This window comes from Microbacterium lacticum (assembly GCF_006716815.1).
In the GTDB taxonomy this organism is placed as follows: Bacteria; Actinomycetota; Actinomycetes; order Actinomycetales; family Microbacteriaceae; genus Microbacterium; species Microbacterium lacticum.
Window position 1 is genome coordinate 781,704 of record NZ_VFPS01000001.1, and the last position, 22,536, is coordinate 804,239.

Genomic DNA, 22,536 nt, shown 5'->3' on the forward strand with positions numbered 1-22,536 from the left:
TACACTGGTGACTGTACTGCCGATGAATGTCAGGAGTCAATATGGTTTTCATCCATGACACGGAGATGTCGCTGCGGGTCGCGGCGGCCCTCGTGAACACGCTGCCCGAAACCGATTCCGACGGCATGGACCGGCTCGTCACCCAGGCCGACTTCGACGCCTATCTCGACGAGTACGCCTACACCGGCACCTTCCACCGCGACGACGAGGAGCTGGAGGCGGTGCGCGACAATCGCCCGCGGCTGTTCGAGCTGTGGAGCGTCGGCCGCGACGAGGCGGTGCCCCTCGTGAACGCCATGCTCCGCGATGGGCAGGCACTCCCCCAGCTCGTCCGCCACGACGAGTTCGACTGGCACATCCACGCCACCGAGTCCGAGGCGCCGCTGTCGGTGCGCATGCTCGTCGAGTCGGCGCTCGCGTTCGTCGACGTCATCCGCTCCGACCAGTGGGATCGTGTGCGCGTCTGCGCGGCGGACGACTGCGAGTCGGTCTACGTCGACTTCTCCAAGAACGGGTCGAAGCGCTACTGCGACACCGGCAACTGCGGCAACCGCATGAACGTCATCGCGTACCGGCGCCGGAAGGCCGAAGAAAGCGCCTGACCGCGGATGCCGCGACCTGCGGCGTCTCGTAGTGGATCAGGTGCCCGACGTCGGCGATCTCGACGAGCTCGGCGTCGGGGAAGAGCGTCTGCAGATGCCGCTCCGCCTCGATCGGCGTGATGTCGTCCTTATCGGCGGCGATGAGGAGCGTCGGCTGGGCGATCTGCGGCGCGAAGCGGCGCACGTCGTTCGAGACCGACGCGACGAACCCCTCGTGCAGCACGTCGCGGTCGCTGAATTTCGAGAAGTAGGTGTCGTGCTGGTCGTGGATGAAGGCGAGCAGCGCCTTATCGCGCGTCTTCGCCATCGACAGGCTCATGACGCGCACGATGACGCCGTTCCGCAGCAGCGCGTCGCCGAGCCGCCGCGGCAGCTTCGCGCCCGCCCAGTAGTAGAAGACGGCGAGGCGGGTGAGGATGCCTCGGGGCCCCTCGAGCGCGGGCGCGCCGATCGGGTTGACGAGGATCACCTGGGGGGTGTCGAGCCCGCCCGCGACCGCCGCGGCGACGACGATCGAGCCGAACGAGTGTCCGAGCACCGGGGCGCCGGGGGCGACCTGCGCCGCGAACGCCGTGAGCCACGCGGCATAGGTGTCGAGGTCGTGGGTGCGACCGGGCAGCGGATCGGTGTCGCCGAAGCCGGGGAGATCGGGCGAGATCACCCGCACCCCGTCGAGGTGCGCGACGACGGGCTCGAGCCCGTGGTGGTCGCCGCGGTAGCCGTGCACCGCGAGGAGCGTCGTCTCGGCGTCCGCGTCGCCGTACACCCAGTACGCCGTGGTTCCCCCGAGCACCGCGATCTCGCGGCGTTCGACGGGAATCGCGGCCAGCCGCTCGGCGTACGGGGAGGGCACGGTCATCCTTCGAGTCTACGAGTGCCGCGTGGCGTCGCCGCGCTGTCGGAGGTCGGGCATACCGTCGAAGGCATGGACCATGGGGAGCAGCTGCCGCTCTGGGATGACGCGGCGGACGAGCCGGCGGGCGTCCCCCCGCGCCGCGCGCTCGATGAGACACGCCCCGCCGAGGCATCCGTCGCCAAGGCATCCGTCGCTCAGCCCTCGGCGCGCGCCGCGCACTGGACCGACGCCGTCGGCGTGTTCGACCTGGAGACGACCGGCGTCGACGTCACGTCCGACCGCATCGTGACGGCGCACGTCGGCCTGCTCGGACCCGACGGGTCGGCCCGGTCTGCACGCTCGTGGCTGAGCGATCCGGGCGTCGAGATCCCCGAGGGTGCCACGGCGGTGCACGGCATCACGACCGAGCACGCACGGCGGCACGGCCGCCCCGCCGCCGAGGTCGTCGCGGAGGTCGTCGGCGCGCTCCGCGAGCTCTTCGCCGCCGGCGTGCCGGTGGTGGCCTACAACGCGCCGTACGACTTCTCGCTGCTCAAGTACGAGGCGCTCCGGCACGGCGTCGCGCCGATCCTCGACCCCACGCCGGTGATCGATCCGCTCGTGCTCGACAAGGCGCACGATCGCTACCGGAAGGGCAAGCGCACGCTCGAGGTGGTCGCCGCGCACTACGCCGTTCCGCTCGTCGGCGCGCACGATGCGGCGGCGGATGCCATCGCCGCGGGCCGCGTCGCGCAGGCGCTCGCGCGCCGGTTCGGGCTCGCGGCGCCGGTGCACGAGCTGCACACCCAGCAGATCGGCTGGGCGCGCACGCAGGCGGAGAGCCTGACGGAGTACTTCATCCGGGTCGGCCGACTCGACCCGACCGACGCCGTCGACGGCAGCTGGCCGATCCGCTGATCCGTCCGCGGGTGGGGATCGCCAGACGGCATCACCGGACGGAGCCGGCCGGCGTGATCGGCCGGTGTGGCCGGTGCGTGATCAGCCGACCGCGGCGTTGTCGCGCGTGATGACGAGCACGCCCGCATAGGGGTTCGCCCGGACAGTCACCTGTGTGAGCGCACCGTCGCTCTGGTAGCCGACCGCGGCGGCGAGACCGTCGCTGCGCACCTCCGCGGTGTCGCCGCACGCCCGCGCGAAGGACAGGTCGCGCGCTTCGATCGCGATGCAGGTCTGCGCGCCGCTCGTGCCCCACCACACCAGCAGGTCGCCGGCACCTCCGAGCAGATGCAGCTCGTCCCAGGTGCTCTGGGCGAGGACGACGCCGCGGGAGGCCTCGATGCGCTCCGTGTCGATGCCGAGCGGCAGGAACGGCTGCGCCGCGGCGGCGGGAAGCGCGTTGGACGCGGTCGCCCGGCCGAGCGCGAATCCGCCCGTGACGCCGGCCGCGACCGCGACCGCGCCGACGGCGGCGAGGATCCACGCCCGTCGGCGCGCCCGGGGCGTCGTCGTCGGGGCAGCCGGAGCCGCCGGCACGGCATCGCTGTCGGTGTCGTCGTGTCCGGCGGGGCCGCTCTCGGCGGAGTCGCTCTCGGCGGAACGGTCGCCGATCGAGGCCTCGCCGGCGGCGGACGACCCGGACTGCACGGCGGGGGGATCCGCCTCCCCGTCGTCCCCCGCGGCGCGCCACCCGGCCTCGAGGGCGGCGAGGCGGGCGCGCTCTTCGGCGGACAGCGCCTGGCCGCCGCGGCCGTAGGCGCGGGCGCGCAGGGCGGCGAGCTCGTCGGGCGCGGGAGTGGCCATGGACTCAGCATTCCACGTCCGCGGAACGACGAAAGCCCCGCCGAAGCGGGGCTTTCGCGGGGCGGCTTACTTGCCGCCGAAGTTCTTGAAGCGCTGGTTGAACTTCTCGACGCGACCGGCCGAGTCCATGATGCGCTGCTTGCCCGTGTAGAACGGATGCGAGGACGATGAGATCTCGACGTCGATGACGGGGTACGTGACGCCGTCGAGCTCGATCGTCTTGTCGCTCGTGACCGTCGAACGGGTCAGGAACGTGTCGCCGGAGCTGAGGTCGCGGAACACGACCGCCTGGTACTCGGGGTGGATGCCAGTCTTCATGAGGTTCCTTACGTGGTGCCCTGGATTTTGCCAGAGCGCGGGAAGTCTGCGGTGCGGATGCACCAAGGATCGATTCTACCAGTCTGCGGACGGAATCGAGAACCGGTCGTGGAGCGTGTCAGGCGCCGGAGGTCGCGCGGGCCGCGTACCGGCCGTCTTCGACGCTCAGGGCGATCGGCATGCCGAAGGTGTCGGAGAGGTTCTGCGCGGTGAGGGTCTCCTCGACCGGCCCCGCCGCCACGACGGCGCCGTCGCGCAGCAGCAGCACGTGCGTGAAACCGACCGGGATCTCCTCGACTTGGTGGGTGACCATCACCATGGCGGGCGTGGTCGGCGCCTGCGCGTAGCCGCCGAGGAGGCCGAGTAGCTCCTCCCGGGCGCCGAGGTCGAGGCTCGCAGTCGGCTCGTCGAGCAGGAGCAGCTCGGGGTCGGTCATGACCGCCCGGGCGATCTGCACGCGCTTCTGCTCGCCGTCCGACAGCGTGCCGAACGTGCGGTCGGCCAGGTGGTCGAGCTTCCACTCCCCCAGCACGCGCCGCGCACGGCGCTCGTCGATCGTCTCGTACTCCTCGTTCCAGCGACCGAGCACCGAGAACGCCGCCGTCAGCACGACGTCGAGCACCGTCTCCTCCGGCGGCACGCGCCTGGCCATCGCCGACGAGGCGAAACCGATGCGCGGGCGCAGCTCGAAGACATCCGTGCGTCCGAGGCGCTCGTCGAGGATCGTCACCTCGCCCGACGTCGGGTGCAGAAGCGTCGCGGCCAGCTGCAGGATCGTGGTCTTGCCGGCCCCGTTCGGGCCGAGCACCACCCAGCGCTGGTCGTCGGTGACCGTCCAATCGACGTGATCGACGATGTTGCGGGCGTTCCGGCGCACGACGACGTCGGCGAACTCGAGGACCTGGGGCATGCTCCCAGCCTATCGGGAGGCCTGCGCCACCTCGCGGTAGAGCGCCTCCGTGGCGTCGGCGATCGCCTGCCAGCTGAACTCGGTCGCGGCGCGCTCCCGACCGGCCTGACCGTACGCGCGCGCCCGCTCGGGGTCGGAGACGACCTCCGTGAGGGTCGATGCGAGGTCGGCGACGAAGCGGTCGGGGTCGGTCGGCGTGCCGGTGCCGTCCTGCACCTGGTCGATGGGCACGAGACGACCGGTGACGCCATCGACGACGACTTCGGGGATGCCGCCGGTGGCGGTGCCGACGACCGCGGCCCCGCACGCCATCGCCTCGAGGTTCACGATGCCGAGCGGCTCGTAGATCGACGGGCAGACGAAGGTCGTGGCCGACGTGAGGATCGCGCAGAGGTCGGGTCGCGGCAGGAACTCGTCGATCCACACGACGCCGTCGCGCGTCTGCTGCAGATCGCGCACGAGGCCCTCGACCTCGGCCAGGATCTGCGGCGTGTCGGGGACCCCGGCGCAGAGGACGACCTGCACCTCCGGCGGGAGGAGCGCGGCGGCGCGGAGGAAGTACGGCAGACCCTTCTGCCGCGTGATGCGCCCGACGAAGACCACGGAGGGTCGGTCCGGGTCGATGCCGAACCGCTCCAGCAGCGCCGGGTCGGAACGCGGATGCCAGGCATCCACATCGATCCCGTTGTAGATCACGCGCACCTTGGCGGGGTCGAGCGCCGGGTAGCTGCGCAGGATGTCGCGGCGCATGCCCTCGCTCACCGCGACGACGGCGGCGGCGTGCTCGTAGGCGGTCTGCTCGATGTAGCTCGACACGGCGTAGCCGCCGCCCAGCTGCTCGGCCTTCCACGGCCGGAGCGGTTCGAGCGAGTGCGCGGTGACGACGTGCGGGATGCCGTGCAGGAGCGAAGCGAGGTGACCGGCGAAGTTCGCGTACCAGGTGTGCGAGTGCACCACATCGGCCCCCGCGACGTCGCCGACGATCTCGAGGTCGACGCCGAGCGTCTGGATCGCCGGATTGGCCTCCTGAAGCTCCACCGGCACCGTATAAGAGCTCGTGTCGGGCTCGTCGCGCTCCTCACCGAAGGCGTGCACGCGCACCTCGATGCTCGCGCGCAATGCCGTGACGAGCTCGGTCACGTGCACTCCCGCACCCCCGTAGATCTCCGGCGGATACTCCTTCGTGACGATGTCGACGCGCATGTCTCGAACGCTAGTACAACGCCGCGCGGGGGGCATAGTGTGGGGCCATGCCAGCAGCGCCGAAGGTCTTCGGAATCATCCTCGCCGGCGGCGAGGGCAAACGTCTCATGCCCCTCACGGAAGACCGCGCCAAGCCCGCGGTGCCCTTCGGCGGGCAGTACCGCCTCATCGACTTCGCGATCTCGAATCTCATCAACTCCGGCCTCCGCCAGATCGTCGTGCTGACCCAGTACAAGTCGCACTCGCTCGACCGGCACATCTCGCAGACCTGGCGCATGTCGGCGCTGCTGAACTCGTACGTGGCATCCGTGCCCGCCCAGCAGCGCCTCGGAAAGCGCTGGTTCTCGGGGTCGGCCGACGCCATCCTGCAGTCCCTGAACCTCGTGCTGGACGAGAAGCCCGACATCGTCATGGTGATCGGTGCCGACCACGTCTACCGGATGGACTTCCAGCAGATGCTCGCCGCGCACATCGAGTCGGGCGCGAAGGCGACGGTCGCGGGCATCCGGCAGCCCATCTCGCTCGCGAACCAGTTCGGGGTCATCGACGTCGACCCGGCCGACGGGGTGACGATCCGCGACTTCTTGGAGAAGCCGCAGAACCCCGACGGACTCGTCGAGAGCCCGAACGAGGTGCTCGCATCGATGGGCAACTACATCTTCGACGCGGATGCCCTGATCGCCGCCGTCGAGGCGGACGGCGAACTGCCCACCTCCGACCACGACATGGGTGGCGACATCATCCCCTACTTCGTCGGACGCGACGAGGCCGCGGTCTACGACTTCAAGCGCAACGACGTGCCCGGCTCGACCGATCGCGATCGCGACTACTGGCGCGACGTGGGCACACTCGACTCGTTCTTCGACGCGCACATGGATCTCATCTCCACGCTGCCGATCTTCAACCTGTACAACACCGACTGGCCGATCCACTCGCAGGCCGTCAACTCACCGCCGGCGAAGTTCGTGCGCGACGGGGTGGGGCGCATCGGCAACGCGATCGACTCGATCGTCTCGCTCGGATCGGTGCTGTCGGGCACGCATCTGGAGCGGTCGGTCGTCGGTCCCTGGACGCTCGCGGCGGGCGGATCGACGATCACCGATTCGGTGCTGTTCGATCACGTCGACGTCGGCGCGGGCGCGCGCGTGCACCGCGCAATCCTCGACAAGAACGTCGTGCTCGAGCCGGGTGCGACGGTCGGCGTCGATCGGGCGCTCGACCTGTCGCGCGGGTTCACGGTGACCGACAGCGGCATCACGCTGGTCGGGAAGAACGCGCGCGTCGCACGGTGACGCGGCGCGCGGAGACGACGCGCGGCGCCCGGTAGGTTGGTCGGGTGCCTGACGCCCGGTTCCTCGTCGTGTTCGACGCTGATTCGACCCTGCTCCGCAACGAGGTCATCGAGCTGATCGCCGACGAGGCGGGGCGCGGGGCCGACGTCGCCGCCGCCACCGAGGCCGCGATGCGCGGCGAGGTCGACTTCGCCACCAGTCTGCGCACGCGCGTCCAGGCGCTCGCGGGAGTGCCGCTCGCCGCGTTCGAGCGTGTGCTCGCCCGCGTCGAGCCGACTCCCGGCGCCGCGGAGCTGATCGCCGAGATCCACCGACGCGGCGGTCGGGCGGCCGTCGTCTCGGGCGGGTTCCTCGAGGTGCTCGACACCGTCGCGCCCGCGCTCGGCGTCGACCGGTGGCGCGCCAACCGGCTCGCGTCGGCCGGCGGAGCGCTCACCGGAACGGTGGACGGCGGCATCGTGGATGCCGCGGCGAAGGCCGCCGCGCTGCAGGAGTGGGCGGCGGCCGAGGGCATCGGACTAGAGCGCACGATCGCCGTCGGCGACGGCGCGAACGACCTGCGCATGATGGCCGTCGCCGGGCTCGGCATCGCGTTCAACGCCAAGCCCGCCGTGCGCGCGCAGGCCGACCTCGTCGTCGGCCCCGTCGATCTGCGTCAGCTCATCCCCCTGCTGCCCTGACCGGGTCGCTGCCACCGGCCCTCATGGTGGGGGTCTCTGTGCCCGGGGGCTCCCCAGTGACGGGGGTCTTCTCGGTGTCGGGGGCACGCACTACCGTCGGGCCATGGAAGTCATTCTCGTTCCCGGGCTCTGGCTGACGGCGTCGTCGTGGGATCCCGTGCTCCCCGCGCTCCGCGAGGCGGGCCATACGCCCGTCCCGCTCACCCTTCCCGGCGTCGGCGGAACCGCCGCCGAGACGGCCGACATCATCATGGATGACTGGGTGGCGGCGGTGGCCGCGGAGATCGACCGGCACGAGGGTCCCGTGGGTCTCGTCGGCCACAGCGGCGGGGGCAACGTCGTCTGGGGCGCTGCGGCGGCGCGCCCCGACCGCGTCGCGCGCGTCGTGTTCGTCGACACCGTGCCGCCGGCGCCCGGGCGCGAGGTGTCGGAGTTCGACGTCGTCGACGGGGTGGTGCCGTTCCCCGGCTGGGACTTCTTCGACGCGCCCGACACCGCCGACCTCGACGCGGATACCCGCGCGGCGACGGCGCCGCTGACGCGGAGCATTCCGGCCCAGGCGCCGACCTCGCCGGTCACCCTCGACGACGACCGGCGATTCGGCGTGCCGGTAACGCTCCTCATGGGGTCGCTCGACGAGGCGGCGCTCCGCGCCGAGCTCGCCCGGTGGGGTCCGTATGCGGAGGAGTTCGCGGCGATCGACGACGCCACGGTCGTGCGCCTCGGCACCGGTCACTGGCCGCAGTTCAGCGCGCCCGCCGCCCTCGCTCGCGCACTCGTCGAGGCATTCGCGGAGGACGCCCCGCGGGAGGATGCCCCGGCCTGAAGTGCTCCCGAGGAGGAGGCATCCGAGGAGGACGCTCCCGCGGAAGCGGTTTCCGGGGAGGCGGCGGTCAGTGACCCATGCCGAGGCCGCCGTCGACGGGGATGACCGCGCCGGAGACGTAGGCGGCGTCGTCCGACGCGAGCCAGGCGACCACGCCGGCGACCTCGTCGGGCGTCGCGAAGCGACCGGCGGGGATGCTGCGCTTGTACTCGGCCTGGGTCTCCTCCGGCAGCTCCGCCGTCATGTCGGTCTCGATGAACCCGGGGGCGACGACATTCGCGGTGATGCCGCGACCGCCGAGCTCGCGGGTCAGCGACCGGGCGAACCCGACGAGTGCCGCCTTTGACGAGGAGTAGTTGATCTGCCCGGCCGACCCGTAGAGCCCGACGACACTGGAGATGAGGATGACGCGGCCCCAGCGGGCGCGCAGCATGCCCTTCGAGGCGCGCTTGACCACGCGGAACGTGCCGCCCAGGTTCGTCGAGACGACCGAGTCGAAGTCATCCTCGGTCATCCGCAGCAGGAGCGTGTCCTTCGTGATGCCCGCGTTCGCGACGACGATCTCGACCGACCCCCACGCCCGCTCGACCTCGGTGAATGCGGCGTCGAGCGACGCCGCATCGGTCACGTCCGCGCGCACGGTCATCGTGCCCTCGGGGCCTTCGCCCGAACGTGCGGTCACCGCGGTGCGGTAGCCCTCGGCGACGAAACGCTCGGCGATCGCGCGGCCGATGCCGCGGTTTCCGCCGGTGACGAGGACGACTCTGCCAGTGGACATGCTGCTCCTGAGGTTCGGGACGCGGGGATGCCCTCGCGACGGCGCAGCCGCGGCGAAGACCGCACCAGCCTACTGCCGGTGCCCCGGCCCGGTAGGCTGACGGCAGGCGAGAGGAGCCCATCGTGACCGATCCCACCGGCCCCCAGTCGGAGCAGCCCGCACACCCCGAGACGGCGCCCGAAACGGCATCCGACACCGCGGCGGCGCAGCAGGGCGACCCGACCCCGTACGGCGACTCCGCCGCGTACCCGACGGCCCCGCTCACGCCGCCTCCGCCGGCGTACGACGCCGCATCCTACGTCGCTCCCGCGGCACCCGCGTACGACACCACGCCGTATCCGCCGGTCGCGCCGTCGAGCGAGGTTCCGGCCTACGCACCCCCGACCTATGCCCCGCCCGCCTACGGCGCCCCGCCCGCCTACGGCGCCCCGCCCGCCTACGGGGCAGCACCCGCGTACGGCGCGACGCCGGAGGGCGCGTACGGCGGCTACCCCGTGCAGACGACCCCGGGCGCTCCGCCGGTGGCGCCCTACGGCTACGGCGCCTACCCGACGCGCAAGACCAACGGTCTGGCCGTCGCCTCGTTGGTGCTCTCGATCGTCGGCTTCCTCTGGATCCTCCCGCTCGTCGGCTCGGTCGCCGGGGCGATCATGGGCCACATCGCACTCGGTCAGATCAAGCGCACGGGCGAGGGCGGCCGCGGCATGGCCCTCGCCGGCGTCATCATCGGCTGGGCGGGCGTCGCGCTGCTCCTGCTCGGTGTGCTGTTCCTGTTCTTCGTCGTCGCCGTCTCGTCGGGCTCGTCCTAGTACTCCTGATCCGTGGCGCGGCGTCGCTCGGGCGGCCGCCGCACGGGTGTCGGCGGCGTAGGCTTGAGGCACCGTGAAGCACACTTCCGCTCAGTCTGCGACGTCGCTCCCGCGCGCTCCGCGCGACGACGCCCACACCCGCATGGGCAAGTACTTCTCGATGATGGCGATCCGCGTCGTCTGCTTCGTGCTGATGGTCGCGATCCAGCCGTACGGCTGGTACACGTGGCTGTTCGCGATCGGCGCGGTACTGCTGCCGTACTTCGCCGTGGTCATCGCGAACGTCGCCGCGGCGCCGGCCGCGCGGGCGGTGCCCCCGGAGCGGGCGATCGAGGCGCCCCCGAGCGCGGCACCCCGCGCCGCGCAGACCCCGACGACCTCGGACACCCCCACCGTCGTCCGCGTCCACGAAGCCCCGCGTCGTCCGGAGGACGCGGCATGAGCGCTGCGACGGGCGTCGACGCGCGCGGCGGTGTCGCCGTGTGCTCCCGTGCGGGATGCCGCGCCGAGGCGCTCTGGCAGGTCGTGTGGCGCAACCCGCGCATCCACGACGCCTCCCGCCGCAAGATCTGGGCCGCCTGCGCCGAGCACGTCGATTACCTCCGCGAATACCTCGCTTCGAGGGCGTTCCCGGTCGAGGTCGTCGCCATGCCGGATGCCGCGCCGGACGACAGTGCGAATGCCCCGCCGGATGCCACCGTGAAGGCGGACTCGTGAACCGTACGGCCCTGCGCTGGGGCGGCTACATCGCGTTCGCGATCGTCTTCGCGATCGCGTGCGCGTACCTGTCGAACTGGCAGTTCACCCGGAACGAGTCGCGCGAGCGGCAGCTGGCGCTGATCGCCGCGAACTACGACGCGGCCCCGGCGGAGCTCACCGATCTGGTCGGAACGGACGGGTCGTTCGACCCCGACGACCAGTGGCGCCCCGTGCGGCTGACGGGCGAGTACCTCACGTCGGACACGCTCCTCGCGCGCAACCGCGCGCACGGCGGAACCGCGGCCTTCGAGGTGCTCGTGCCGTTCCGCACCTCGGCGGGCGACGTTCTCGTCATCGACCGCGGATGGGTTCCCCCGGCCGAGTCCGGGTCGGGAGCACACGCCGTGCCCGATCCCCCGAGCGGCACCGTCACGGTGATCGCGCGGCTCATGCCCGGCGAACCGCTGCGCAACGCCACCCAGTCCGCGCCGGCCGGCCAGGTGCCGACGATCAACCTGCCGCTCATCGCCGACACCACGCACGTCGACGGCGTGATCGAAGGAGCCTACGGCCTCATGGTGTCGGAGGATCCTGCGCCCGCGAGCGCACCGACCGCGCTCGAGCCGCCGTCCGAAGACCCCGGGCCGCACCTGTCGTATGCGATCCAGTGGATCCTCTTCGCCGTCATGGGGTTCGTCTTCATCTGGTACATGATCCGCACCGAGCTCAAGCATCGCCGCGAAGACGCCGAGGACGCGGCGGCCGAGGCGGCGGCGGCCGACACCGCCGTCGGCGAGGCATCCACTCCCCCGGACGCATCCCCCGTGGCATCCACGACCAGGCGACGCCGGCGCGGCGATCCGCGCCCGAAGGATCGCGACATGACCGAGGAGGACGCCCTCCTCGACGAGCTCACGCCGCGCTGAGCCGCGGAATCGCGTCACCGACGCAGGAGATCTCACGAAGGCAGGACCGATCCCCCGCGTCTCGTCCTGCCTCGGTGAGATGTCCTGCGTTCGTGAGGTGAGAAGCCGGGGCTCAGGCGAGCTCGATCAGGTCGACGTAGTCGCGACCCCAGATGTCCTCGACGCCGTCGGGCAGGATCAGCACCCGCTCGGGGTTCAGCGCCTGCACGGCGCCCGAGTCGTGCGAGACGAGCACGACGGCGCCCTCGTAGTGCGCGAGCGCGCCGAGGATCTCCTCGCGCGAGGCCGGGTCGAGGTTGTTCGTCGGCTCGTCGAGGAGCAGCATGTTGGCGCTCGAGACGACGAGGGTCGCGAGCGACAGTCGGGTCTTCTCACCGCCGGAGAGCACGCCGGCGGGCTTCAGCACGTCGTCGCCGGTGAACAGGAAGGACCCGAGCACTTTGCGCGCCTCGGTCGCCGTGATGTCGGGGGCCGCCGACATCATGTTCTCGAGCACCGACCGGTTCACGTCGAGGTTCTCGTGCTCCTGCGCGTAGTAGCCGATCTTCAGGCCGTGGCCGGGTTCGAGCTCTCCGGTGTCGGGCTGGTCGACGCCGGCGAGGATGCGCAGCAGCGTCGTCTTGCCGGCACCGTTCAGACCCAGAACGACGACCTTCGAACCGCGGTCGATCGCGAGGTCGACGTCGGTGAAGATCTCGAGCGACCCGTACGACTTCGACAGGTTCTTCGCCATGAGCGGCGTCTTGCCGCACGGGGCGGGCTTGGGGAACCGCAGCTTCGCGACGCGGTCCTCCTGGCGCACCTCTTCGAGGCCCGAGAGCATCTTCTCCGCGCGCGCGACCATCTGGTGCGCGGCGGCGGCCTTGGATGCCTTGGCGCCGAACCGCGCCGCCTGCAGCTGCAGGGCGGTGGCCTTCTTCTCGATGTTGGCGCGCTCCTTCTTGCGTCGCTCCTCGTCGGCCACCCGCTGGCGCAGGTAGTTCTTCCAGTTCATGTTGTAGACGTCGATCACTTGGCGCATCGCGTCGAGGTAGAAGACGCGGTTGACGGTCTCGCCGACGAGCTCAACGTCGTGGCTGATGACGATCAGCCCGCCCTTGTAGTTCTTCAGGAACTCGCGCAGCCACACGACGCTGTCGGCGTCGAGGTGGTTCGTGGGCTCGTCGAGGATCATCGTCTGCGCGTCCGAGAACAGGATGCGCGCGAGCTCGATGCGCCGGCGCTGACCACCGGAGAGCGTCTTCAGCGGCTGATCGAGGATGCGGTCGGGCAGCGAGAGGTTGTGCGCGATGGATGCCGCCTCCGCCTCGGCCGCGTAGCCGCCGAGCCCCTCGAACCGCTCGGTGAGGTTGCCGTAGCGGCGCATCGCCTTCGCGGCGACCTTCTCGTCGGCGTCGCCCATCTCGATCGACGCCTCGTGCATCTGGAGGGCGAGAGTGCCGAGCCCGCGGGCGTCGAGGATACGGGTGCGCGCGAGCATCTCCGGGTCGCCCGAACGGGGGTCCTGCGGCAGGTAGCCGAGTTCGCCGGAGCGCTCGACCTTGCCGTCGGCGGGCGGGAGGTCGCCGGCGAGCACCTTCGTCAGCGTCGTCTTGCCGGCGCCGTTGCGCCCGACGAGGCCGATCTTGTCGCCGTCCGAGACGCGGAACGACACCTCCGACATGAGCGTGCGGGCGCCCACGCGGATCTCGAGGTCGTGCACGGCGAGCACAGCGGACGTCCGTTCTTCGGTGGTGTTCGGGGGTGGGATTGCCGGCCGGGGCGCGCATTCCGTTCGCCTGCGCAGTGTCGCAGACGGCGGCCCGCGCGCGGGCCAGCCTCCCAGTCTACTCGGCTGCGGAGACGCCGACGCCCTCCGTGGGGGCGGTCGTGCGCGCCATCCGCAGCTCGCGCACCCCCGACTCGACCCGGCCGGCGCCGTCGAAGTCGAAGCGGTGCTTGCGGTAGAAGGCCTGTGCGCGGGGGTTCGGGTCGGCGACCCAGAGCGAGGCCGTGCTCTGCGGGCGGACGACCGCCTCGAGCAGCGCCGAGCCGAGTCCTGTGCCGTGGTGGGCTGCCAGCACGTAGAGCACCGTGAGGTTCACCTCGACCGAGGCATCCTCCTCGTACGGGTCGGCGGCGAGCGTATCCCGCGACGCCCGGCGCGGAAAGGCACGCGGACTCCTTCGCCGGCGCCGCCGAGCCCGGTGTCGCCGGCGCTGTCACTGTCGTTGCCCGACAGCGCCGTGCGGGAACCTTGGTGGACGTCGTCCAAGAAGTCGCGGTGGCGTGCCCCTAGGCTGATCCCGACGCCGCGGCCCGTCGACCGGCCGCCCACCCTCAAGGAGCCTCATGTCTCTCGCCGCCCCCGTCCGCCGCCCGGTGCTCGCGGACCTCATCGCCCGCCCCTCGAACCGCGCCCGCGCATTCGCTCTGGATGCCGCCCTCGTCGTGGTCAGCGCGGGGTTCGTCGCCGCGCTGGCCCAGGTCGAGGTGCCGCTGTGGCCCGTGCCGATCACGGGTCAGACGCTCGGTGTCGTCGTGGTCGGCGCCGCGCTCGGCGCACGCCGCGGTGCCGCCGCCCTGCTCACCTATCTCGTCGCGGGGCTCGCGGGCCTCCCGGTGTTCGCGGGCTTCACCGGCTCGATCGCCGCGGTCGCGAAGCCGAGTTTCGGCTTCATCATCGGCTTCGTCTTCGCCGCCGCCGTCGCGGGATGGTTCGCGCAGCGCGCGTGGGACCGTCGTCCCCTCCTCGCCTTCGCCGGCTTCGTCCTCGCCAGCGCGATCCCGTTCGTCTTCGGCATCCCCTACATGGCGTTCATCCTCAACGTCGTCGGTGGCGGCACGTTCGGGCTCGGCGAGATCCTCGCGTTCGGCCTGTGGCCCTTCGTCATCGGCGGCATCGTGAAGGCCGCGATCGCCGCCGTGCTGATCCCGGCCGCCTGGGCGGGCGTGCGCGCCGCCGACCGCTCGACGCGTCGCTGAGATCCACCCCCACGCCGTCCGCGCCCTCGGCCCTGTACCCGCATCGGGTGCGGGGCCGTCTGCGTTCGTGCGGGGCGGCACCTACCTTCAGTTTGACTGCAGCGGATTGGTGCGTTCTCTCGCCGCGAACTAAAGTAACCCTCGCCTTACTCGGTATCCATCCACTTCGCACCGGAGGAGCTCCCATGCCCCGATTCCGCCTCGCGGCCGCCGTCGCCGCGGCCGCCCTCGTCCCGCTGCTGCTGACCGCGTGCAGCGGCACCGCCTCGACGGGCGCGAGCGGCTCCGACGCCGCCGCGGACGGCACGTTCCCCGTGACGATCACCCACGCCCTGGGCGAGACGACCATCGAGGCGAAGCCCGAGCGTGTGGCGACCATCTCGTGGGGCAACCAGGACGTGGCCCTCGCCCTCGGCGTGCTGCCGGTCGGCATGGATGCGCAGGTGTGGGCGTGGAGCGGTGCGGCCAAGCCGGGCGTCTACGAGTGGACGAGCGACAAGATCGCCGAGCTCGGCGGCGAGATGCCGCCCCTGTTCGACGTCACCGACGGTCTCGACTTCGAAGCGATCGCCGACACGTCGCCCGATGTGATCCTCGCCGCCCAGTCGGGCCTCACCGAGGAGGACTACGGCACGCTCAGCGAGATCGCCCCCGTCGTCGCCTACCCCGGCATCCCGTGGTTCACACCGTGGCGCGACCAGATCGCGCTCGACGCGAAGGCGCTGGGTCTTTCCGCCGAAGGCGATGAGCTGATCTCCGACCTCGAGAAGCAGATCGCGGATGCCACCGCCGACGCCGGCCTCGAGGGGAAGACCGCCGCCTTCTTCTTCGCCGACCCGACCGACCTGTCGAAGGTGTCGCTGTACACCGGCGGCGACTCGCGCACGGCGTTCCTGCACGACCTCGGGTTCGATCTGCCGAAGGTCGCCGTCGACGCTGCGGACGCCGGCTCGTTCTACCTCGACTTCAGCGCCGAGAACGCCGACCAGCTGCAGGACGTCGACGTGATCGTGAGCTACGGCGACGACACGCTGCTCGCCGCGATGCAGGCCGACCCGCTGTGGAGCACGCTTCCCGCCGTGAAGAACGGCGCCGTGGTCGCCGTCGGCGAGGGCGACGCCTTCAGCGCGGCCGTCACCCCGACCGCCCTCTCGATCCCGTGGGTGCTGAAGGACTACGTCGCGAAGCTCCAGGAAGCGGCAGCGAAGGTCCAGTGACCTCCGTATCGACCACGACGGCCTCCGCCGGTTCCGCCGCGCGTCGCCCCTCCGCCGCTCCGGCGCAGGGGCGACGCCGCGGCGTCGTCGTCACGGTCGCCGTCGTGGCGGTCGCGGTGACGATCGTCGTCTCGCTCTCGTTCGGGTCGCGCCCGGTGGGGGCGGCGCAGGTCGTCGAGGGCATCTCGATGTGGTTCCGCGGTCAGACGCCCACCGACATCGGCGCCCTCGCGGTGCAGAGCCGCATCCCGCGCACCGTGCTGGCCGTCCTCGCCGGCGCAGCGCTCGCGCTCTCCGGCGCCCTCATGCAGGCGATCACCCGGAACCCCCTCGCCGACCCCGGCATCCTCGGGGTGAACACGGGCGCCGCACTCGCGGTCGTCATCGGCATCGCGTTCCTCGGCGTCTCGAGTGCGTTCGGCTATCTCGGCCTCGCCCTGGTCGGCGCGTTGCTCACCGCCTTCTTCGTCTACATCGTCGGGTCGATCGGCCCCGGCGGCACGACGCCGATCAAGCTGGCCCTCGCGGGGGCGGCGACCACCGCCGCGCTCTCGTCGCTCGTCGCGGCGATCCTGCTCCCCCGCCAGGCCGTGATGGACGAGTTCCGCTACTGGCAGGTGGGCAACGTCGCCCGAGCGGACTGGGAAACGATGGGCGTCATCGTGCCGGTGCTCGTGATCGCCGGCGTGATCGCGCTCGTCGCCGCATCGTCGCTGAACGCGCTCGCCCTCGGCGACGACGTCGCCGTCGGTCTCGGGGTGCACGTCGGCCGCATCCGTGTCGTGTCGGCGGTCGCCGGCGTCGCCCTCTGCGCCGCGGTGACCGCGCTGGCCGGGCCGATCGGCTTCGTCGGCCTCATGGTTCCGCACGCCGTGCGCCTGATCTCCGGGCCCGATCTGCGCTGGCTGCTCCCCCTCTCGGCGCTCGGCGGAGCGGTGCTGCTCACCCTCGCCGACACGATCGGGCGCGTGATCGGCTCTCCCGGCGAGGTGGAGGCGGGCATCATCACCGCGTTCCTCGGCGCGCCCGTGCTCATCGCCATCGCCCGGCGCACGAGGATGAAGGCCCTGTGACCGTGACGACCCTCACTCTCCCCGCTCCCGCCTCCGTCGACCTCGTGCGCACCGGCCGCCAGCGCCGCGTTCGTCGGCGCCGCATCGCCATGGCCGTGATGGCGGTGCTCATCATGGTGCTCTTCGGCGCGATGCTCATGCTCGGGCGGACGATCTATCCGGCCTCCGACGTCATCGCGGTGCTCACCGGCGACCAGGTCACCGGCGCCTCGTTCACGGTCGGAACGCTGCGGCTCCCCCGCGCCCTCACCGCGGTGCTCGCCGGCATCGCATTCGGCGTCGCGGGCGCGACCTTCCAGACGCTGCTGCGCAACCCGCTGGCGAGCCCCGATGTCATCGGCATCAGCTCTGGCGCGAGCGCGGCCGCGATCCTCTCGATCGTCATCCTCCACTGGGGCAGCACCGCCACGATGGGGCTCGCTCTCGCCGCCGGCATCCTGACCGCACTGATCATCTACCTCGCCGCACGCGGCGGGGACTCCACCGGCGGCCGGCTGATCCTCGTCGGCATCGGCGTGGGCGCGATGCTCGACGCGGTCGTGGCGTTCCTGCTCGTGCGCGCCGCCGTCTACGACCTGTCGGTCGCCGCGCGGTGGATGACCGGGAGCCTGAACGGCTCGCGGATGGCCGACATCCCCGCCCTCGCCGTCGCGGTCATCGTGCTCGTCCCGATCGTGCTCGTGCTGCAGCGGAATCTCGGCGCCCTCGAGCTGGGCGACGCCTCGGCGACCGCGCTGGGCGTCCGGGTCGACCGCACGCGCATGGTGCTCGTCGTGGCGGCCGTGGCGCTCGTCTGCGTGGCGACGGCGACGACGGGGCCGATCGCGTTCGTCGCGTTCCTCGCCGGCCCGATCGCCGCGCGGATCGTCGGCCCCGGCGTCCCGGTCATCGCGCCGGCGGCGCTCACCGGAGCCTGCCTGGTGATGGCCGCCGACCTCATCGGTCAGTTCGCGTTCGACACGAAGTTCCCGGTCGGCGTCATCACCGGCATCCTCGGCGCGCCCTACCTCATCTACCTGCTCACCCGTACCGCCAGACGCGGAGGATCCTCATGACCGCAGCGCACACCCTGCGCACCGAGGGGCTCGTCTCGGGCTATGGCCGCACCACGATCGTGGACGGCGTCGACCTGCAGATCCCGACCGGCAAGGTCAGCGTGATCGTCGGCGCCAACGCCTGCGGCAAGTCGACGCTGCTGAAGACCATCGCGCGGCTGCTGCCGACCCAGTCGGGCGCGGTGCTGCTCGACGGCCAGGCCATCGAGCGTCTGCCGACGAAAGACCTCGCGCGCACACTGGGGCTGCTGCCGCAGCAGCCCGTCGCGCCGGAGGGCATCGCCGTGGCCGATCTCGTCGGTCGCGGCCGTCACCCGCATCAGAAGATGTTCCGCAGCTGGAGCGCCGACGACGACCGCGCCGTCACCGAGGCGCTCGCGGCGACGGGCGTGCTCGACCTCGCCGATCGCGCCGTCGACGAGCTCTCCGGCGGCCAGCGGCAGCGGGTGTGGATCGCGATGGCGCTCGCCCAGCAGACCGACATCCTGCTGCTCGACGAGCCGACGACGTTCCTCGACGTCTCGCACCAGATCGAGGTGCTCGATCTGCTCACCGATCTGAACGCGCAGCGCGGCACGACGATCGTGATGGTCCTGCACGACATCAACCTCGCGGCGCGCTACGCCGACCACCTGTTCGCGCTCCGTGCCGGACGGCTGGTCGCCTCCGGCGCGCCGCGCGACGTCGTGACGAGCGCGCTCGTGCGCGAGGTGTTCGATCTGGATGCGCTGGTGATCGACGACCCCGTCTCCGGCACACCGCTCGTGCTCCCCCGCGGGCGCCACCGTGTGCGTCAAGCCGGAACCGACGCGGCTCCGGCTGCCGACAGCTCCGCCGCCGCGTCGCCCGCCCTCGTGCCCGTCCCCTCGACGACTGGAGAGAGCCGATGACGACCGAACAAGCGACGGCCACCGAGCCGGCGACCGCCGACCGCCCGCAGAGCCGCTTCTTCCGCGCGCGGGTGACGGCGATCACCGACCTCACCCCGAGCTTCCGCCGGTTCACCTTCGGCGGCGAAGATCTGGCCGACTACGGCGACCCCGGCTTCGACCAGCGCATCAAGATCGTCTTCCCGACCTCCGACATCTCGATCGACGACATGCCGACGGCAGACGACTGGTGGGACCGCTGGCGCGCGCTCGACGATGCGGAACGCCCCCCGTTCCGCACCTACACCACCCGCGCGGTGCGCCGCGCGGCGTGCGAGGTCGACGTCGACATGGTCGCGCACGACGTGCTCGGCCCGGCGTCGGAGTGGATCGCGCGCGCCGAGGTCGGCGACGAGGTGCTGATCTTCGCGCCCACCACTGCGCACGCCGCGGTGAGCTACGGCATCGACTTCGTGCCGCCCGCCCGCACCGACGACATCCTCCTCGCCGGCGACGAGACCGCGGCCCCCGCGATCGCCGTGATCCTCGAGCAGCTCCCCCGCACCGCGCGGGGTGTCGTCGTGCTCGAGACGCCCGACCCGGCCGACGCGGCGTACCTCCCCGAGCACCCCGGCTTCGTCTACCGCGTGGCAGCTCGCCGCGACGACGCCGATCGGCACCGACACCTCATCGCCGCCGTCACCGAGGCCGCCGCGACGCTCGCCCCGGCGGGACGCGGCAGCGAGGTCGAGGAGATCGACATCGACGCCGACATCCTGTGGGAGGTGCCGCGCACCGCCAAGGGCGGCGCGGCGCTGAAGAGCGCCGCGCTCTATGCGTGGCTCGCCGGTGAGGCCGGCGCCATCAAGACGCTCCGCCGCCACCTCGTCACCGAGCGCGGCGTCGACCGTCGCGCCGTGGCGTTCATGGGCTACTGGCGGCTCGGCCGCGCCGAGGTCTAGTCGGCGACGGTCGCCGGCCCCGTCACGGCCCCGTCCGCAGGCCCCGCCTCGGCAACGCGGCCCATCCGCAGTCCGGGCACGACGGCGAGCACCGCGAGGGCGGCGGCGATCAGGAACACAGCCGGGAACGAGGCATCCGTCGCCTTCAGTGCCACGAACGTCAATCCCATGACCGCGATGGATGCCGCGGCGCCGATCGAATCCGAGATCGACAGCGCCGACGAGTTGAACCCCTGGTTCTGCGGGGTGGAGTACGCGAGCGTGAGCACCGTCAGACGCGGGTACATGAGGCCCATGCCGGCGCCGGCGAGCGACCACCCGGCGATGATCGTCCACGCCGGCAGGTGCCACGCGGCGGTCGCCGCGGCGACGAGAGCCGCGGCGGCGAGCAGGCTCGCGCCGATCAGGCTGATGCGCGCATTGCCGAGCCGGTCGCCGAACCGTCCCTGCACCTCGGCGCCGGCGGCCCAGAGGAGCGCCGCCGCGGTCAGCCCGAAGCCAGCCGCGGTCGCCGAGAAGCCGTACTCGTCGATCAGCAGGTAGGGCACGTAGATCTCGGCACCGAACAGGGCGCCGGCGATGAGGGCGCGCATGAGCACGACGCTCGGCAGGCCGCGTCGTGCGCGGAGCGTGCCGGGGGGAAGCAGCGGCCGTATCGCGAGCGCGATCGCGATCAGCGCCACGACGACCACGACGCCCGTCCAGGCGCCCGCTTCGCCGGCGAGGCTCAGGGCGAGGGCTCCGGCCGCGACGACGCTGGCGAGTGCGAGACGCCGCCCGACCGGGGCGTGCCCGGGATCGTCGATCCGCAGCGTCAGCCCGCGCAGCCGCAGGTAGACCATGGTGAAGGCGACGAGCGTCAGGACCGCCACGCCGAAGAACACCCACCGCCAGTGCAGCTGCTCGGCGACGAAGCCGGCGAGGAGCGGCCCGACGATCGAGGGGATCACCCACGCCGCCGAGAAGGCCGCGAACACGCGGCCGTGGAGGGCCGGCGGGTATACCCGCGCGACGACGACGTAGAGCGCGACCGTCTGCCCGCCGGTGCCGAGACCCTGCAGCAGACGACCCAGCACCAGCACCTCCATCGACGGGGCCGACCCGGCGATGACGAGCCCCGCGACGAACAGCGCCACTGACGTCGCGAGCGGCAGCACCGGGTCACGCCGGTCGCACCACGCGCCGACCGCGACCATGCCGATGACGCTCGTGGCGAGGGTACCGGAGAACGCGACGGCGTACAGCGCGTCGCCGCCGAGATCTGTGGCGACGAGCGGCATGACCGTCGTCACCGCCAGCGCCTGGGTCGCGGCGAGGAAGATCATCGCCACCGCGCCCAGGGTCACCCAGAAGTACCGCGCCTGCCACACGCCGCCCGCGCCGGAAGCCGCGAGGTCGGTGTCTGCGCGGGGCGCCCTCTCCGCCCCGCTCACGGGCTCGCGGGCGTGAGGCCGGCGGGCACCGCGGCGATGCGCGCGACGGCCTCGGTGAGCACCTCGGGTGCGCAGCCGAAGTTCAGGCGCACGTGGCCGACGCCCTGCGGCCCGAACAGCGGACCGTGGTGCAGCGCGACCTTCGCCGCGCGGCGCAGGTGCACCGCGGGGTCGTCGCCCCAGTCGTAGGCCGACACGTCGATCCAGGCGAGGTAGCCGGCGTCGGGTCGGCGATAGCGCGCGAGCGGCAGCTGCTCGCGCAGCAGATCGCCGAGGAGCGCGCCGTTGCGGGCGATGGCGGCGCGTTCGGCGTCGAGCCAGTCGTCGGAGACGGCGTCGAAGGCCGCGACGGCGGCGAGGGCGCCGAACAGTCCCGTGCGCCACTCGACCTCGGCGACGAGCCCCTGCACGACGGCGGTCGTGCGGTCGTCGGCAGTCACCATCAGCGCGCATTTCAGGCCGGCGAGGTTGTACGCCTTGGAGGCGCTGGTGACGGCGAATCCGACCTGCGCCGCGACCCGAGACGCGGTGAGGAACGGCGTGTAGTCGAGGCCGTCGCGCACGAGCGGCCCGTGGATCTCGTCGCTGATGACCACCGCGTCGTGACGCGCGGCGATCTCGGCGAGCTCGACGAGGTCGCCCGCCGGGTGCACCGTTCCGGTGGGATTGTGCGGATTGCACAGCAGCACGGCACGGGCGCCGTCCGCGAGCGCGCGGTCGATGCCGGGAAGATCGAGCCGCCAGCCGCCGGCGTCGCCACCGTCGCCCGCACTGTCCGGGGCGCCCTCGCCGCCCGGGTCGCCGTCGCTCGGCGCCAGCAGGGGCACCGCGGCGACCTGGCATCCGGCCTCTTCCACGCACATCGCGAACGGCGGGTACACCGGCGGCGTGATAACGACGCGGTCACCCGGCCGGGTCGTGGCGCGCAGCAGCTCGACGACGCCCATCATGACGTCGGCGGTCCAGCGCACGCGCGCCGGGTCGACCCTCCACCCGAAGCGGCGCTCCGCGTAGCCGACGAACGCGCGGGCGAGGGCCGGGTCGGGGGGCGTGTACCCGGTGTCGCCGATCGCGACGGCCTCGGCGAGCACCGCCGTGATCGCGGGCGCGAGGGGGTAGTCGGTCTCGGCCACGAACATCGGCAGCACGTCGGCGGGATAGGTGCGCCACTTGGTGCTCGAGCGGCGGCGCAGGATCTCCAGAGGCAGTGCTTCCAAGGGGGCGTGGCTCACCCTGCGAGCCTATCGGGGGCGGCGGACACGGGACGCCGCCGGAGACAGCGCGAGCGGCACCGCGGGCGGCGTCGATCGCGGGCGGCGCGATC

The 22,536-nt window shown here is 72.0% G+C and carries 25 protein-coding genes; 15 read left to right on the top strand and 10 right to left on the bottom strand.

What is annotated here, in order from left to right; translation table 11 throughout:
- Positions 1 to 41: 41 nt before the first annotated feature.
- Positions 42 to 602: a CGNR zinc finger domain-containing protein gene (locus FHX68_RS03745; RefSeq protein WP_141379086.1), complete on the top strand. Its 561-nt coding sequence runs from the start codon at positions 42 to 44 to the stop codon at positions 600 to 602.
- Here the strand turns inward: FHX68_RS03745 and FHX68_RS03750 are convergent.
- The gene (locus tag FHX68_RS03750; RefSeq protein WP_141379084.1) at positions 562 to 1,461 is read right to left on the bottom strand and encodes an alpha/beta fold hydrolase; all 900 of its coding nucleotides are present in this window, start codon (positions 1,459 to 1,461) and stop codon (positions 562 to 564) included. The two genes, FHX68_RS03745 and FHX68_RS03750, sit on opposite strands and share 41 nt — an antisense overlap.
- 36 nt (positions 1,462 to 1,497) lie before the next feature.
- Between FHX68_RS03750 and FHX68_RS03755 the strand changes: the two genes are divergently transcribed.
- On the top strand, positions 1,498 to 2,355 hold the full coding sequence (locus tag FHX68_RS03755; RefSeq protein WP_229661499.1) for an exonuclease domain-containing protein: 858 nt from the start codon (positions 1,498 to 1,500) through the stop codon (positions 2,353 to 2,355).
- Positions 2,356 to 2,436: 81 nt separating this feature from the next.
- Here FHX68_RS03755 and FHX68_RS15140 read toward each other — a convergent pair whose 3' ends face one another.
- From FHX68_RS15140 to glgA, 4 genes are all read right to left on the bottom strand, one after another.
- A complete protein-coding gene (locus tag FHX68_RS15140; protein WP_170214176.1) occupies positions 2,437 to 3,198 on the bottom strand; it encodes a hypothetical protein in 762 nt (253 codons plus the stop codon).
- 66 nt (positions 3,199 to 3,264) lie between these two features.
- Complete coding sequence (locus FHX68_RS03765) at positions 3,265 to 3,516, bottom strand: type B 50S ribosomal protein L31 (protein ID WP_141379082.1); 252 nt, start codon at positions 3,514 to 3,516, stop codon at positions 3,265 to 3,267.
- Between the two features lie 118 nt (positions 3,517 to 3,634).
- Positions 3,635 to 4,426 carry an ABC transporter ATP-binding protein gene (locus FHX68_RS03770; RefSeq protein WP_141379080.1) on the bottom strand — a complete coding sequence of 264 codons (792 nt, stop codon included), beginning with the start codon at positions 4,424 to 4,426 and terminating at the stop codon, positions 3,635 to 3,637.
- A gap of 9 nt (positions 4,427 to 4,435) precedes the next feature.
- Positions 4,436 to 5,629 (bottom strand): glycogen synthase, encoded by a 1,194-nt coding sequence (gene glgA, locus FHX68_RS03775; protein ID WP_141379078.1) that lies wholly within the window; start codon positions 5,627 to 5,629, stop codon positions 4,436 to 4,438.
- Positions 5,630 to 5,676: 47 nt separating this feature from the next.
- Between glgA and FHX68_RS03780 the strand changes: the two genes are divergently transcribed.
- The 3 genes from FHX68_RS03780 (at position 5,677) to FHX68_RS03790 (ending at position 8,427) form a co-directional block, all read left to right on the top strand.
- Positions 5,677 to 6,921 (top strand): glucose-1-phosphate adenylyltransferase, encoded by a 1,245-nt coding sequence (locus FHX68_RS03780; RefSeq protein ID WP_141379076.1) that lies wholly within the window; start codon positions 5,677 to 5,679, stop codon positions 6,919 to 6,921.
- Positions 6,922 to 6,965: 44 nt separating this feature from the next.
- A complete protein-coding gene (gene serB, locus FHX68_RS03785; protein WP_141379074.1) occupies positions 6,966 to 7,601 on the top strand; it encodes a phosphoserine phosphatase SerB in 636 nt (211 codons plus the stop codon).
- Positions 7,602 to 7,704: 103 nt separating this feature from the next.
- Positions 7,705 to 8,427: an alpha/beta fold hydrolase gene (locus FHX68_RS03790; RefSeq protein ID WP_141379072.1), complete on the top strand. Its 723-nt coding sequence runs from the start codon at positions 7,705 to 7,707 to the stop codon at positions 8,425 to 8,427.
- Between the two features lie 67 nt (positions 8,428 to 8,494).
- Here the strand turns inward: FHX68_RS03790 and FHX68_RS03795 are convergent, their stop codons facing one another.
- Positions 8,495 to 9,205, bottom strand: a complete 711-nt coding sequence (locus FHX68_RS03795; protein ID WP_141379070.1) for a beta-ketoacyl-ACP reductase — start codon at positions 9,203 to 9,205, stop codon at positions 8,495 to 8,497.
- A 122-nt stretch (positions 9,206 to 9,327) separates the two neighbouring features.
- On the opposite strand from FHX68_RS03795, the gene FHX68_RS03800 reads away from it, so the two are divergent.
- The 4 genes from FHX68_RS03800 (at position 9,328) to FHX68_RS03815 (ending at position 11,639) form a co-directional block, all read left to right on the top strand.
- Positions 9,328 to 10,014, top strand: a complete 687-nt coding sequence (locus FHX68_RS03800; RefSeq protein WP_141379068.1) for a DUF4190 domain-containing protein — start codon at positions 9,328 to 9,330, stop codon at positions 10,012 to 10,014.
- Positions 10,015 to 10,087: 73 nt separating this feature from the next.
- Entirely contained in the window at positions 10,088 to 10,456 is a 369-nt protein-coding gene (locus tag FHX68_RS03805) for a DUF3099 domain-containing protein (RefSeq protein WP_141379066.1), read from the top strand.
- Entirely contained in the window at positions 10,453 to 10,731 is a 279-nt protein-coding gene (locus FHX68_RS03810) for a hypothetical protein (RefSeq protein ID WP_229661493.1), read from the top strand. Before FHX68_RS03805 ends, FHX68_RS03810 begins: the two co-directional genes overlap by 4 nt.
- Positions 10,728 to 11,639 (top strand): SURF1 family cytochrome oxidase biogenesis protein, encoded by a 912-nt coding sequence (locus tag FHX68_RS03815; protein WP_141379064.1) that lies wholly within the window; start codon positions 10,728 to 10,730, stop codon positions 11,637 to 11,639. The genes FHX68_RS03810 and FHX68_RS03815 overlap by 4 nt, the downstream gene beginning before the upstream one ends.
- A gap of 112 nt (positions 11,640 to 11,751) precedes the next feature.
- Here the strand turns inward: FHX68_RS03815 and FHX68_RS03820 are convergent, their stop codons facing one another.
- Together FHX68_RS03820 and FHX68_RS03825 are read right to left on the bottom strand one after the other, a co-directional pair.
- Positions 11,752 to 13,350 (bottom strand): ABC-F family ATP-binding cassette domain-containing protein, encoded by a 1,599-nt coding sequence (locus FHX68_RS03820; RefSeq protein ID WP_141379063.1) that lies wholly within the window; start codon positions 13,348 to 13,350, stop codon positions 11,752 to 11,754.
- Positions 13,351 to 13,465: 115 nt separating this feature from the next.
- Complete coding sequence (locus FHX68_RS03825; protein ID WP_141379061.1) at positions 13,466 to 13,723, bottom strand: GNAT family N-acetyltransferase; 258 nt, start codon at positions 13,721 to 13,723, stop codon at positions 13,466 to 13,468.
- 247 nt (positions 13,724 to 13,970) lie between these two features.
- Between FHX68_RS03825 and FHX68_RS03830 the strand changes: the two genes are divergently transcribed.
- The 6 genes from FHX68_RS03830 (at position 13,971) to FHX68_RS03855 (ending at position 19,779) form a co-directional block, all read left to right on the top strand.
- Positions 13,971 to 14,603 (top strand): biotin transporter BioY, encoded by a 633-nt coding sequence (locus FHX68_RS03830; RefSeq protein ID WP_141379059.1) that lies wholly within the window; start codon positions 13,971 to 13,973, stop codon positions 14,601 to 14,603.
- Between the two features lie 185 nt (positions 14,604 to 14,788).
- A complete protein-coding gene (locus FHX68_RS03835) occupies positions 14,789 to 15,820 on the top strand; it encodes an iron-siderophore ABC transporter substrate-binding protein (RefSeq protein ID WP_141379057.1) in 1,032 nt (343 codons plus the stop codon).
- On the top strand, positions 15,817 to 16,893 hold the full coding sequence (locus tag FHX68_RS03840; RefSeq protein ID WP_141379055.1) for a FecCD family ABC transporter permease: 1,077 nt from the start codon (positions 15,817 to 15,819) through the stop codon (positions 16,891 to 16,893). Before FHX68_RS03835 ends, FHX68_RS03840 begins: the two co-directional genes overlap by 4 nt.
- Positions 16,890 to 17,948, top strand: a complete 1,059-nt coding sequence (locus FHX68_RS03845; protein ID WP_229661494.1) for a FecCD family ABC transporter permease — start codon at positions 16,890 to 16,892, stop codon at positions 17,946 to 17,948. The genes FHX68_RS03840 and FHX68_RS03845 overlap by 4 nt, the downstream gene beginning before the upstream one ends.
- A complete protein-coding gene (locus FHX68_RS03850; RefSeq protein ID WP_141379053.1) occupies positions 17,945 to 18,838 on the top strand; it encodes an ABC transporter ATP-binding protein in 894 nt (297 codons plus the stop codon). Before FHX68_RS03845 ends, FHX68_RS03850 begins: the two co-directional genes overlap by 4 nt.
- Entirely contained in the window at positions 18,835 to 19,779 is a 945-nt protein-coding gene (locus FHX68_RS03855) for a siderophore-interacting protein (RefSeq protein ID WP_141379052.1), read from the top strand. Before FHX68_RS03850 ends, FHX68_RS03855 begins: the two co-directional genes overlap by 4 nt.
- Here the strand turns inward: FHX68_RS03855 and FHX68_RS03860 are convergent.
- Complete coding sequence (locus FHX68_RS03860; RefSeq protein WP_229661495.1) at positions 19,776 to 21,212, bottom strand: MFS transporter; 1,437 nt, start codon at positions 21,210 to 21,212, stop codon at positions 19,776 to 19,778. The two genes, FHX68_RS03855 and FHX68_RS03860, sit on opposite strands and share 4 nt — an antisense overlap.
- Positions 21,209 to 22,444, bottom strand: coding sequence for a MalY/PatB family protein (locus FHX68_RS03865; RefSeq protein WP_141379050.1), 1,236 nt, complete (start codon positions 22,442 to 22,444; stop codon positions 21,209 to 21,211). Before FHX68_RS03865 ends, FHX68_RS03860 begins: the two co-directional genes overlap by 4 nt.
- Positions 22,445 to 22,536 lie beyond the last annotated feature (92 nt).

Excerpts from the sequence above, each read along its gene's own strand:
- FHX68_RS03795 (WP_141379070.1), bottom strand. The coding sequence starts at position 9,205 with ATGTCCACTGGCAGAGTCGTCCTCGTCACCGGCGGAAACCGCGGCATC.
- FHX68_RS03830 (WP_141379059.1), top strand. The coding sequence starts at position 13,971 with ATGTCTCTCGCCGCCCCCGTCCGCCGCCCGGTGCTCGCGGACCTCATC.
- FHX68_RS03750 (WP_141379084.1), bottom strand. The coding sequence starts at position 1,461 with ATGACCGTGCCCTCCCCGTACGCCGAGCGGCTGGCCGCGATTCCCGTC.
- FHX68_RS03850 (WP_141379053.1), top strand. The coding sequence starts at position 17,945 with ATGACCGCAGCGCACACCCTGCGCACCGAGGGGCTCGTCTCGGGCTAT.
- FHX68_RS03745 (WP_141379086.1), top strand. The coding sequence starts at position 42 with ATGGTTTTCATCCATGACACGGAGATGTCGCTGCGGGTCGCGGCGGCC.
- FHX68_RS03780 (WP_141379076.1), top strand. The coding sequence starts at position 5,677 with ATGCCAGCAGCGCCGAAGGTCTTCGGAATCATCCTCGCCGGCGGCGAG.
- FHX68_RS03765 (WP_141379082.1), bottom strand. The coding sequence starts at position 3,516 with ATGAAGACTGGCATCCACCCCGAGTACCAGGCGGTCGTGTTCCGCGAC.
- FHX68_RS03855 (WP_141379052.1), top strand. The coding sequence starts at position 18,835 with ATGACGACCGAACAAGCGACGGCCACCGAGCCGGCGACCGCCGACCGC.
- FHX68_RS03810 (WP_229661493.1), top strand. The coding sequence starts at position 10,453 with ATGAGCGCTGCGACGGGCGTCGACGCGCGCGGCGGTGTCGCCGTGTGC.
- FHX68_RS03790 (WP_141379072.1), top strand. The coding sequence starts at position 7,705 with ATGGAAGTCATTCTCGTTCCCGGGCTCTGGCTGACGGCGTCGTCGTGG.
- FHX68_RS03770 (WP_141379080.1), bottom strand. The coding sequence starts at position 4,426 with ATGCCCCAGGTCCTCGAGTTCGCCGACGTCGTCGTGCGCCGGAACGCC.
- FHX68_RS03835 (WP_141379057.1), top strand. The coding sequence starts at position 14,789 with ATGCCCCGATTCCGCCTCGCGGCCGCCGTCGCCGCGGCCGCCCTCGTC.
- FHX68_RS15140 (WP_170214176.1), bottom strand. The coding sequence starts at position 3,198 with ATGGCCACTCCCGCGCCCGACGAGCTCGCCGCCCTGCGCGCCCGCGCC.
- glgA (WP_141379078.1), bottom strand. The coding sequence starts at position 5,629 with ATGCGCGTCGACATCGTCACGAAGGAGTATCCGCCGGAGATCTACGGG.